This is a genomic window from Pedobacter alpinus (genome assembly GCF_042684645.1).
GTDB lineage: Bacteria > Bacteroidota > Bacteroidia > Sphingobacteriales > Sphingobacteriaceae > Pseudopedobacter > Pseudopedobacter alpinus.
In genome coordinates this window covers 1-11,247 of the sequence record NZ_JBHULV010000058.1, presented here as the reverse complement: position 1 = coordinate 11,247, position 11,247 = coordinate 1, and the positions used below count along the sequence as shown (strand labels likewise).

Below are 11,247 nucleotides of genomic sequence, written 5' to 3'. Positions count from 1 at the left end.
TGTCAAGAGATATCTCCTTTTATTTGTTATTTATACCCTAACTCGCTCATTTCTTGAGAGATTAATTTTTATCCCCCATGCCCCCTAAAGGGTAATGAACGTGATTTTATAAGTGTAAGGTCGTGTTTATTTTGGCTCTGTTTCAAAATTGTACAAATTATTTCTATTTGAACAAGATTTATAGCCTAGAAGTTATATAAAGTAATTAACCTCTTAGTTATCGTATAGTTATCGTATAGTTATCGTATAGTTATCGTATAGTTATCGTATAGTTATCGTTTAGTTATCTAATTTAAAACTGTGTATTTGTTAAAAAGGTTGATAAATGAGATGAACTTTGTTAGTAAGCTGGATGGAAATGGATACCGGCCGAGTTGTGGGTTTGTGAATGGGCTGTGGCTAAGGCTGTGCGATGATAGGCGGGTTGGGATGTTGTATGAATGTACAGCCAGACTAGCGGCTGCCATGAAAAATTGACGTTCCCTTTCTAATATTAAACATTAGAAATATTGTTATAGTAGTTTTTATTGAATTTTAAGATTAAAAAATTACAATAAAAGTAAATTGTAGGTAAATTGCAGCCGATGGAAAATAAAGAAATCTCTAAAATTTTTAAACTTCTGGGGCAATTAATGGAATTGCATGAGGAAAATCCGTTCAAAATAAGATCGATAGCTAATGCTTCTTTTAAGATTGATAAACTTCCTTTTGAAGTAAAAGATAAAAATGAAGCTGAACTTGAAAGTATTGAAGGTATTGGTAAAAGTACTGCTAATAAAATAGGTGAATTGCTGAGAAATGGAAGTATTCAAGAATTGGACAATTTATTAGCTAATACACCTTTAGGAATTATTGAGATTATGGGAATTAAGGGTTTAGGCCCTAAAAAAGTTAAGGTAATTTGGGATAGTTTAGGAATTGAAAATATTGGAGAGTTATATTATGCTTGTAATGAAAACAGATTAATTGAAGCCAAGGGTTTCGGATATAAAACTCAGGAAGAAATAAAAAAAGCTATTGAGTTTAAAATGGCTAATGCTGGCCGGTTTTTATATGCTAAAATTGAGAATTTGGTAGCGGTTTATAAATCACTTTTTGAAAAATTATTATCAAATTTAGATAAAGAAAGTTCAGTAGTTGTTACTGGAGACTTTAGAAGGAAGTCTGAAATTATTGATTCTTTAGATTTTTTATTTATTAGCAGCATTAAAAACTTGGTAAGTTTTGAGCTTTTTGATCAGGAGGTTTTTGAATTATTAGAAACAACACCAAATTTTATTACTGTAAAAGATAAAAGTGGAATTACTATAAAATGTTTTACATGCAATACCGAAAATGCCGCAAATATATTATTTGAAACCACAGGAAGTGATGCTCATGTAGTAAATGTAAAATCTTACTTTGCTGCAGAAAAAACTGTGTTTGCAAGTGAACAAGAAATTTATGACTATGCAGGTTTGGCATTTATAGAGCCAGAACTAAGGGAAAATTACAAAGAAATAGCATTAGCCAAAGAAAATAAACTGCCCAAACTGATTGAGTTTAATGATTTAAAAGGCACTTTACATAACCATAGCACTTGGAGCGATGGAATACATACTATTAAAGAGATGGCTTTGTATTGTAGGGATGTATTAAAATTGGAATATTTAGGTATGAGCGACCACTCTAAAACTGCGGTTTATGCTGGTGGATTAAGTATTGAGCGAATTTTAGCACAACAAAAAGAAATTGATGCTTTAAATATTGAAATGGCTCCGTTTAAGATTTTTAAAGGAATAGAGTCGGATATTTTAGGGGACGGCAGTTTAGATTACCCAGAAGAAATTTTAAAAAGTTTTGATTTTGTGGTTGCTTCTGTTCACTCGGGAATGAAAATGGACGAACAAAAAGCTACAGAACGTTTAATTAAAGCTATTGAAAATCCCTTTACTACTGTATTAGGTCATCCAACAGGAAGGTTATTGCTAAGTAGAAATGGTTATCCTTTAGATTTTAAACGAATTATTGATGCTTGTGCTGATAATGGCGTAGCTATAGAAATAAACGCTAACCCCTTAAGACTTGATTTAGATTGGCGATGGCACCAATATGCTATTGAAAAAGGTGTTTTACTAGCTATTAATCCTGACGCACACAGAACCGAAGGCTTCTTAGACATGAAATACGGTGTTTATATTGGCAGAAAAGGTGGTTTAAGTAAAGAAATGTGTTTAAATTCTTTTAATTTAGCGGAAATTTCAAAGTTTTTTGAGATGAAGAAATTAAATTCAAGTGATAAAACAATCTATTAAAAATGATTAGCAAACTTTGCAACCAAATTTTTGATCAATCTATAAATGATTATCATATCAATAATGAGATTGATTTTGAACCAAAAAACCCATACCAGACAGCTACAATAGAGTTCCTTTTATATAAAAAAAATTGGATTGACACCGCTCAATGGCATATGGAAGATGTAGTAAGAAACCCAAATATTGATTGTGCGGAAGGTTTAAAGTTGAAAAGAAAAATTGATGCATCAAACCAAGAAAGAACGGACTTGGTGGAATACATAGATAGCTATTTTTTAGAGCGTTTTGAAGGTATTCAACCGAAAGCAGATGCTAAAATAAATACAGAAAGCCCAGCTTGGGCAATTGATAGACTTTCGATTTTAGGGTTGAAAATATTCCATATGAATGAAGAAGCTGAAAGAATTGATGCAAGTGAACAGCACCGAGCAACATGTAGTGATAAGCTATCGGTTTTATTGCGACAAAGAACGGATCTTTCGAAATCTATTGATGAACTGATTAGCGACATCGAAAACGGAGATAAATACATGAGGGTTTATAAGCAACTGAAAATGTATAATGACCCAAGTTTAAACCCAATATTATATAGTTTAAACAAAGAAAATAATGGATAAAAAGCGTAAAATTCTTATTATCCGTTTTTCAGCAATGGGAGACGTTGCGATGACAGCTCCTGTTGTTAAACAAATAGTTCAACAAAATCCGGAAATTGAATTTGTATATCTGAGTAGAAGACTTTTTGAGCCTTTTTTTTCGGATATCGTTCGCCTAGCTTTTCAGCACTTTGACCCCAAAGCATACAAAGGCTTATCTGGCTTATATCGCCTTTATCGACATTTAAGAAAATTAAACATTACCGATGTTGCTGATTTACATTTTAATTTAAGATCTCGAATTATTAGTTTCTTCTTTCGTTTAGGTGGCATTAAAGTAGCACACTTAGATAAGGGCAGAAACGAAAAAAAGCAACTTATCAGCAAAAACAGTAAAATATTAAGACCCCTTAAGCCAATGTGGATGCGTTATATTGAGGTTTTTGAAAATTTAGGGCTCAAAGCGGTAATAAACGGAATAGAAAATACTGAATTAGAAGCTATTTTACCACAGGTTGAAGCTATAACCGGAGTAAAGGGCAATTCTAAGTGGGTCGGTATTTCTCCTTTTGCGCAACACCTGCAAAAGATTTATCCGAAAGAAAAAATGAGCGAAGTGGTTAAAGCTTTGAGCGAACAAAATATCAAAACTTTTATTTTTGGTGGCGGTGAAGAAGAAAGAAATATCGCTGATGAATGGCAAAAAAAATATTTTAACTGTTTTTCCGCAATTGAAAAAATTAAATTAAATGACGAACTAAATTTAATTGCCCAGCTCGACGCTATGATCAGTATGGATTCCGCAGGTATGCATTTTGCGTCATTAAAAAACATACCTGTTGTCTCCGTTTGGGGAGCAACACATCCTTTTGCAGGCTTTTTAGGATTTGGGCAAAATGGAGAAAATTGTGTACAGGCCGAAATATCTTGCAGGCCTTGTTCTATTTACGGAAACAAACCATGCTTTAGAAATGATATAGCTTGTATGCAACTAATTGAGCCGAAGCAAATAATCAACAAAACATTACATCTTCTTAAAACTCATGAGTAAAAAAAATGGCAATTTATCCAAACAGAATTAATTAAAAAATAAAACTTTACAAATGAATTTAGGGTTTGATGCAAAACGCTTATATCACAATACCACAGGCTTAGGTAATTATAGCAGGGACCTCATAAGAATTTTAACACAATACTATCCTCAAAACACCTATCAATTATTTAATCCTAAAAAAGGAAAACATCTTTTCAAATTAAACACAAATAATTTAACAGAAAGAAATCCTGAAGATTTAATATCTAGATTGATCCCTTCTTATTGGAGATCATCAGCGATAAAAAATGATCTTAAAAAATATAAAATCGATCTTTTCCATGGTTTATCCGGAGAAATTCCTTTTGGAATCGAAAAAACAAAGATTAAGTCTATTGTTACAGTACATGATTTAATATTTTTAAGATATCCTGAATTATTTAAATATGTAGACAGAAAAACTTATTTAAAAAAATTCTCTTACGCTACTGAAAAGGCAAATAAAATAATAGCCATTAGTGAACAAACAAAATTAGATATTATCGATTTTTTAGGGATTAATGAAGATAAAATTGAAGTTATTTATCAAGGTTGTCATCCTGCATTCAAGAAAGAGGAAAACAAGCAAGAACAAAATAATTTATTACGCAAATTAGGTTTACCTAAAGATTTTATTTTAAACGTAGGAACAATAGAAGCTCGTAAAAATGTGTTTAATGTAGTTAAATCTATTAAAGACTTAGATGTTCCATTAGTTATTATCGGGAAAGAGACAAGCTATAGTAAGGAGATACATCAATATGTTTTGCGAAATAATTTAGAAAATCGAATTATTTTTGTGAAAGGGATTTCTATGGACGATTTGGCATTGATATATAAATCCGCTAAAGCATTTGTGTATCCATCTCTTTTCGAAGGTTTTGGTATTCCAATTATAGAAGCTTTGTACTCAAAAACCCCAGTAATCACTAATATTAGCGGTGTTTTTCCTGAAGCTGGCGGTCCTAGCTCGTATTATGTTGATCCAAATAATATTGATAAGCTAACTCAGGCCATCGAAGATGTAATCTCCAACAGTGAATTAAGTTTAAATATGATTAAAGATGGTTTTAAATTTGTCCAAAAATTTAATGATGATGTTATTGCCAAACAAGTGAATGACCTTTATACCAAAGTTTTAAATCAGTAATACTTTAAATCAATATTAAATTCACTAGTAAGTCTGCATGTATAGATACATGGATCTTGCTTTAGGTTTTATCAGTTTCTATTTCTGGTAATTCTCCTTCAACCACCTGAAGTAACTTACAATCATACCAAACGAGAGCGCTCTCTTCCGGTTTGAAATATTTAATTTTTTTAAATTGAGATTATATTAGCGTCAGTGAATAGTAGCAATTCCAATTCCTTTTTGATCTCCCGAAAAACAACAGATCTGTCTTTGCCAATGTAAGCGGTTATTTCAGCGATGCTTTTTCCAACATCACAATGTGCCTGTATTTTGTACCTTTGTTCCAACGTTAATAAGCCATCTTTTTTTGAGTGTTGCACTTTTAAAGATAGAATGAATTTTTCGCAAAAGCTAGGGTGGCTAATTTTAAACGCTGTGTTGCATTTATTACTTGAATCTAAGGCGATATGCTTAACACAATTAAATTTTTAAACTAAAATACCTAGTCCGTAATTATTTGGGTAGTTATAAAATGTTTTACCCGTTGCCGTAGCAATATCTTGAACTGCATGTTTTACCTTTTTGTAGCTTTTAGTATCATGAAAAATGGCAACTTTACTATGCTGTGCAGCCCACAAGCCACATTCAAAAGTTTCTTCATATTCATGAATAATATCAACATGAATTAAATCAAAAACTTCATCATTGTTTTTTATGTAATCCTTATAATCCATTTTAATTAAATTAATATTTCCCCAAGGTTTTACTTTTTCCTGCATCTCTGTATAATTGTCTTCATGCAAACCAGCTTGATGATCTCCTGTAAAAATATCCACTCCAATTACCTGTTTAAAATAATTTGCAAACACAGTAGTAGAAAATCCGTACTCAACGCCAAATTCTAAACATTTATTGGTGGGTACATTAAATTGGGAAATTATATCAGGTATGATACCGTCAAGACCTCTCCATGATGAATCATAAAGCAAATATTTATCATTTGGTAAGTAGGTAAAATTTTTTGGGTTAAATCTGATTGCTGTTGGTCTTTTACGTAATAAGGTTGGTAACCACATAACTTATAATATTTAATGTTAATTTATATTTTTACTAATTTATAAACTTGAAAACAAATTATTTTATGATTTGCTTTCAAAACTTTGTGTAATAATCAATTTTTGGTAATTTTAATTTATCCTGATTTTGGGTCAGAAAATCATGGTATTCAATCTAGAGTTGATTTTCCACCACCTGATGATCCAACTAATGCAACTGTTTTCCCTTTTTGAATAGTCAAACTAATGTATTGTAAAATGGCTTTTTCACCGTAAGAGAATTTTCTTGAACATAAGCTATATCAATTAGATATAATTTTCCTTAAAAAATTGATTTTCTTTACATAGCTTTTCTTTGACGGATATTGTAAAACAGCCATATACTTTTCAAAAATAAAAAATAGCTTTATTTTCCCAATTAAACCTTTTTTATAATTGTAAAGTAAGGTATAAAAGAATTCATAATTTTTTTTATTTCCTGAGTGTACAATATGCTCCAACCACTCTATAAACAAGCCTTCCTTTATTAAAGGATGGGTACTTAGTTTATCTTTTGAATTATATTTAACCGTCAAATTCTTATCATGATGTCTATAATATTGTAACACCTGGTTCACATAAATTACTTTTCCGTAAGAAAGACTTAAAAAAGTTAACCACTTATCATGATTAAAATTTAAAGGAATGGGTTCTACATAATTAATTAGTTCTCTTCTAAAAAACATAGTATGTCCCCAAACAAAATTATAAAACAAAACAGATCTATTATCGTTGCCTTGGTACGGATTTATTTTATCGCTAAGAAACTGATTTATTAATTCTCCATTTTCATTTATAATTTGAGAGTTTGAATAAAAAAGAAGGGCATCTTTTTCACTTTCAGCTTTTTGAATTAGAACTTCTAATTTGTTTGGTAACCAAATATCATCTTGGTCTGACAAGGCTATGTAATCTCCTTTTGATTTTAAAATACCTTTGTAAAAAGATTTGCGAGGACCTAGGTTTTCTTCGTTTATAAACAAACTTATTCTTTTATTCAACAAACAAAATTTGTTAATTATTTCTACAGTTTTATCGGTAGAACAATCGTCAATAATTATGAGTTCAAAATCATCAAACGTTTGATTAAAAATAGAATCTATTTGTTCTGCAATAAAATTTTCACCATTATAACTGCATAAAACAACTGATATCATAATAATTGCGAATTTTATTTAGATAACATTTTATAAATATCAATATATTCATCAGCCGCGTTCGTCCAACTAAATTTCTTTGATTGTTCTAATATTTCTATTGTTTTATTATTTTTTTCAAAATCATGTAAACCGTTTTCTAAAGTTTCTGCCATTTCTTCTGCATCAAAAGAATTAAAATAATAGGCAGCATTTCCTCCAATTTCTGGTAACGATGTATGTTTAGATAAAAAAATTGGTTTACCAAAGCGCATAGCCTCAGCAGGTGGAAGTCCAAATCCTTCTGCTAAACTCGGAAATGCAAATGCCAAACAGTTTTTGTAGTACCAGCACTTATCATTATGATTAATTGGACCTATAATCTTTACCCTATTATCAACGCCATGTTTTTTTGCTTCATTTAAGATAATATTTTTATAATTGGGAGAACAAATGTCTCCTGCAATTAAGAGTTCTATGTCTAAATTTTTGATGGTTGAGGGTAACGTGTGGAAATTTTTCTTTTCTAATATAGTACCAATGGTAAATAAAAATTTTTTTGTGGGGACATAAATAGGCTCCGATAAAATTTCTGGAACATCTATTTCCGAACCATTGTAAATTACTTTAGTTATTTTATCTCCTAAATTGAGGTGTTCTTTAGTTTGGTTTAAAGTAAATTCAGATATAAAACTAACGTAATCTGCGTTGTCAATTTTATTTTGAATATTATTAAGTAATTTTTTGATTTTAATTGCACTATCTTTTTCAATCAAAAAATTCAAATCATGTATAGTTAATATTTTTTTGATGTTTTTGCCAGCAGGTTGATAGTTTTTAACTTGGCTAGTAGCATGCCATATAGTATTTCTGTAAGCAGGTAAAACTAATTTGTGTAATGGGTTAACAGTAATATAATTGGCTTTATTTCCGAAACAACCTTTTAAATCTTTTGGTAAAAAGATTGTATAATCAATTTCATTTGCAGATTTTTCTACAATTTTATTAACCAAGTTTCTACAAAAATGAGCCAGCCCACTAAAAGGATATTTCATTCGCTCACAATCAATCATTACTTTTTCCATTTAACTATTAATGTTTTTTAAAACCGGTTTAACTAATTGTTGTTTTTTCCAATGTTCTGATCTATTTCCATATAAAGATAGTTTACCCAACTTATATTTTACTTTCAAAAATTTATCGTAATCAAGACCAAAAAGCCTGTGAGGAATATTTTTATTATGTGTTAAACATTTATTTATTGCTGTGGTATAAATAAAAGGACCGGTCATTTTGTGAACATCATGAGGATATTTATTTAGAGCAATATTATTTCTAATCTCTTCAATTGTAGCTTTTAAAAATGGATGTCCCTTGCTATATATCAATGCCCATTGAGCAAACAATTCGGGATGATTTTTTTCTTTTGTAATAATGGCAACATCATCGGGTTTTATTAAATCTCTCAAAGGTTTATTCATACCACTGTCTATATCTAAATAAACTCCTCCATATTTATATAGTATTGAATATCTAAAAAAGTCAGCTTTAGCCGCACCAATATTTAATCTCTTATAATCTAGATAAGTTTCGGTATCAAATTCAGTCTTAAAAAAATAGTCTATTCTTTCGTCGTCATAGAATTCATACTTATACTCAGGGTTCATCTTTTTAAAACGCCAAATATGCCATTTAGTAATTAAAGGAAGTTTTTTTGTTTTAAATGTTTGATAAATTACTTTAGGAATTGCCATTGTTTGTAGATGAAATATTTAGTTTGGTATAATCAGATATAAAAAATAAAATGCGTTAATGGTAATTTGTCTTTCTAATGTGTTTTCTAAAATCATGTGGAAAATAAAAGGAATAATTAACCAATTAAATAGCGAATTATCCTTTTTTGTATTTTAATGATTATAGATCTCAAAAATAAAACAAAAAATAAGCTAAAGGGAATTCCAAAGCATAATAAAATTTAAACAATTTGGTGATTGTTTAAATAATCATTTCAGTAACCAAATCTTACTTCTTTATTTAATATTTCTATCAATCCATTTTCCTGATGATAAGTAAATTCAGACTATTTTTTTTATTAGTGACACCTTTTAGCGGTCTAACTGTTTGGCTCTGTCTTTTAATATGAACTAGGTAGTGCTAGAGTATTATATATCTAGTAAACTTTCTTTATTGCTTTCAACAAAGGTTTATAGATATCACAGCTTATACTTAAATTCAACACCTAAATAAAAAGATTACTGAGCTAATTGCAAATGACGACACCCTCAAACAGCTACTAGCCAGAAGCTGGTACCTTCTATTTAACCTTCACACAAAATGGACTGAATTAAAGAAATTAAGAGTCAAATTATTTTTTAAAACGCCTCTAACGTTAAAAAAGCTTATGTTTATTCTTAAAACTTCGAAATATATTTAAATATGCAAGAGTAGAAAACATGCTTTCAAATACTAAGAGCTATATTCTTCATCAACAGATCAACAAATGCTTCAGCAGAATCTTTCAATACAAAAGTCAAAACTTTTAGAGTAACATCTTAAAAGAGTCAGGGATTTTAAATTATTCTTGTTCAGACCTTCAAAAATATTTGACTAAATCTAAATCCTCCAACAAATCCGCTTGATCCGATATTTAGCGTATACGAATTTAAAAAAATATTATCAAACTTATTAGATTAGTAATCTTCAGTTTATATATTTTATTTGAATAATATATAATAAGATGCCGAAATTTTAGTTGCAATTCTGTGATATTATTTGGTGTAATTCATTATGTCGTCGATAATACAAAAATTATCGACGACTTATGGAATTATTATCTACAAAGGACTTCTATCTTACCAAATAGAAATTAATACCTTCATAATCCCAAGTTCTATTACCATTCCCTAATTCCGAAAAATTATTTGTATATAAATGATCCCCACCTGAATAATTATATTGGTAAATAGGATTTGTAAAAGTATTTGAAGTAGTATAAACATAACCTGCAATACCCTCTGAATCATATCCATTAGGTCTAGTAATAGACGTTGAAAAATAATGATCTTTAGTAAAGTAATTATAATACCTATATAATGGAACAGTATTAACTACTTGAGCTGTTTTTATCTTACCTATATTACCCTCTATTACCCACCCAGAAGATTGCAATGATTGCAGTTCGCTAGGATCTGCAGTATAATGATGACGCCTAGAAGACCTATGATATAGCCTATAGAAAATTGATGTATTCAGTGTAGGGTCATTATCAAGCTGTACAGAATTCGCATATATATAAGAATTGATGTAATTTTGCAGTGCAGCTTTTTTAGTAGGATCGGTTACTAATTCAGATATAGATATTAAACCTTCGTTAGCAATATCAATCATTATGGAACTACTTAAATTTACTGTCGACTCCCAATCTGAAATACTAATAGTGGTTGTTGGAATACTGCCGTTTATAAAGCTTATTTGGTTGTTAGGAATCGAAGAATTCCCTCCTTTGGTTCTATAACTTAAAGTTGAATTACTATTAGTTGTAATATAGGTTTCATTGTAATTTGTTTCTAAATTTGTAGTAATATTAAATATTTTAGTAACACTTGCCGTAATACCGACTTTAGCAGACTCCCTTCTTTCGGTTGATCCAGTTTCAGAACGATACATTACTTCTAGTTTTCCTCCAATAAGTATGTCTTTTAGAATATGGGTTCCATAATCAGCAACAATCTGTTGTGGAGAATAATTGTTTAATGCATAAACAAAATTTGGTTGTAAATAATTCTTTAATAATTCAGTATAGGCAGTCATATATAACCTATTTTTTTGAAGCATTAAGCTATAGATAGCATATATACAGGGTCAACGCATGAAAAAAGTAAAAAATCGTAGGGTTATTCACATAATGTTAGTTTCTGCTT

10 protein-coding genes and 1 pseudogene are annotated in these 11,247 nt (G+C 29.9%); 4 read left to right on the top strand and 7 right to left on the bottom strand.

The window, feature by feature from the left end; translation table 11 throughout:
• The first annotated feature begins 584 nt into the window (after positions 1–584).
• From ACFSSE_RS17950 to ACFSSE_RS17935, 4 genes are read left to right on the top strand one after another with little or no spacing between them, the layout of a single operon-like run.
• Entirely contained in the window at positions 585–2,294 is a 1,710-nt protein-coding gene (locus tag ACFSSE_RS17950; protein ID WP_379042561.1) for a helix-hairpin-helix domain-containing protein, read from the top strand.
• A 2-nt stretch (positions 2,295–2,296) separates the two neighbouring features.
• Positions 2,297–2,914: a DUF4254 domain-containing protein gene (locus tag ACFSSE_RS17945; RefSeq protein WP_379042564.1), complete on the top strand. Its 618-nt coding sequence runs from the start codon at positions 2,297–2,299 to the stop codon at positions 2,912–2,914.
• Entirely contained in the window at positions 2,907–3,944 is a 1,038-nt protein-coding gene (locus ACFSSE_RS17940) for a glycosyltransferase family 9 protein (protein WP_379042568.1), read from the top strand. Before ACFSSE_RS17945 ends, ACFSSE_RS17940 begins: the two co-directional genes overlap by 8 nt.
• Positions 3,945–3,996: 52 nt before the next feature.
• Positions 3,997–5,115 (top strand): glycosyltransferase family 4 protein, encoded by a 1,119-nt coding sequence (locus ACFSSE_RS17935; protein WP_379042571.1) that lies wholly within the window; start codon positions 3,997–3,999, stop codon positions 5,113–5,115.
• 170 nt (positions 5,116–5,285) lie between these two features.
• On the opposite strand, the gene ACFSSE_RS17930 is transcribed toward ACFSSE_RS17935, so the two are convergent.
• From ACFSSE_RS17930 to ACFSSE_RS17900, 7 genes and pseudogenes are all read right to left on the bottom strand, one after another.
• Positions 5,286–5,477: a helix-turn-helix domain-containing protein gene (locus tag ACFSSE_RS17930; protein ID WP_379042574.1), complete on the bottom strand. Its 192-nt coding sequence runs from the start codon at positions 5,475–5,477 to the stop codon at positions 5,286–5,288.
• Between the two features lie 108 nt (positions 5,478–5,585).
• Positions 5,586–6,173, bottom strand: a complete 588-nt coding sequence (locus tag ACFSSE_RS17925; protein WP_379042577.1) for a class I SAM-dependent methyltransferase — start codon at positions 6,171–6,173, stop codon at positions 5,586–5,588.
• A gap of 155 nt (positions 6,174–6,328) precedes the next feature.
• Positions 6,329–6,433, bottom strand: a pseudogene (locus ACFSSE_RS17920) (ATP-binding cassette domain-containing protein); the annotation flags it as partial.
• Between the two features lie 21 nt (positions 6,434–6,454).
• Positions 6,455–7,348, bottom strand: a complete 894-nt coding sequence (locus ACFSSE_RS17915; RefSeq protein ID WP_379042580.1) for a glycosyltransferase family 2 protein — start codon at positions 7,346–7,348, stop codon at positions 6,455–6,457.
• Between the two features lie 14 nt (positions 7,349–7,362).
• A complete protein-coding gene (locus ACFSSE_RS17910; protein ID WP_379042582.1) occupies positions 7,363–8,412 on the bottom strand; it encodes a glycosyltransferase family 4 protein in 1,050 nt (349 codons plus the stop codon).
• Positions 8,413–9,081, bottom strand: a complete 669-nt coding sequence (locus ACFSSE_RS17905) for a glycosyltransferase family 32 protein (protein WP_379042585.1) — start codon at positions 9,079–9,081, stop codon at positions 8,413–8,415.
• Between the two features lie 1,093 nt (positions 9,082–10,174).
• Entirely contained in the window at positions 10,175–11,137 is a 963-nt protein-coding gene (locus ACFSSE_RS17900; protein ID WP_379042588.1) for an MAC/perforin domain-containing protein, read from the bottom strand.
• Between the last annotated feature and the right edge of the window lie 110 nt (positions 11,138–11,247).

What these genes read in the sequence shown, in the direction of transcription:
- ACFSSE_RS17900 (WP_379042588.1), bottom strand. Translation starts at nt 11,137, where the DNA reads ATGACTGCCTATACTGAATTATTAAAGAATTATTTACAACCAAATTTT.
- ACFSSE_RS17945 (WP_379042564.1), top strand. Translation starts at nt 2,297, where the DNA reads ATGATTAGCAAACTTTGCAACCAAATTTTTGATCAATCTATAAATGAT.
- ACFSSE_RS17910 (WP_379042582.1), bottom strand. Translation starts at nt 8,412, where the DNA reads ATGGAAAAAGTAATGATTGATTGTGAGCGAATGAAATATCCTTTTAGT.
- ACFSSE_RS17940 (WP_379042568.1), top strand. Translation starts at nt 2,907, where the DNA reads ATGGATAAAAAGCGTAAAATTCTTATTATCCGTTTTTCAGCAATGGGA.
- ACFSSE_RS17905 (WP_379042585.1), bottom strand. Translation starts at nt 9,081, where the DNA reads ATGGCAATTCCTAAAGTAATTTATCAAACATTTAAAACAAAAAAACTT.
- ACFSSE_RS17950 (WP_379042561.1), top strand. Translation starts at nt 585, where the DNA reads ATGGAAAATAAAGAAATCTCTAAAATTTTTAAACTTCTGGGGCAATTA.
- ACFSSE_RS17925 (WP_379042577.1), bottom strand. Translation starts at nt 6,173, where the DNA reads ATGTGGTTACCAACCTTATTACGTAAAAGACCAACAGCAATCAGATTT.
- ACFSSE_RS17935 (WP_379042571.1), top strand. Translation starts at nt 3,997, where the DNA reads ATGAATTTAGGGTTTGATGCAAAACGCTTATATCACAATACCACAGGC.
- ACFSSE_RS17915 (WP_379042580.1), bottom strand. Translation starts at nt 7,348, where the DNA reads ATGATATCAGTTGTTTTATGCAGTTATAATGGTGAAAATTTTATTGCA.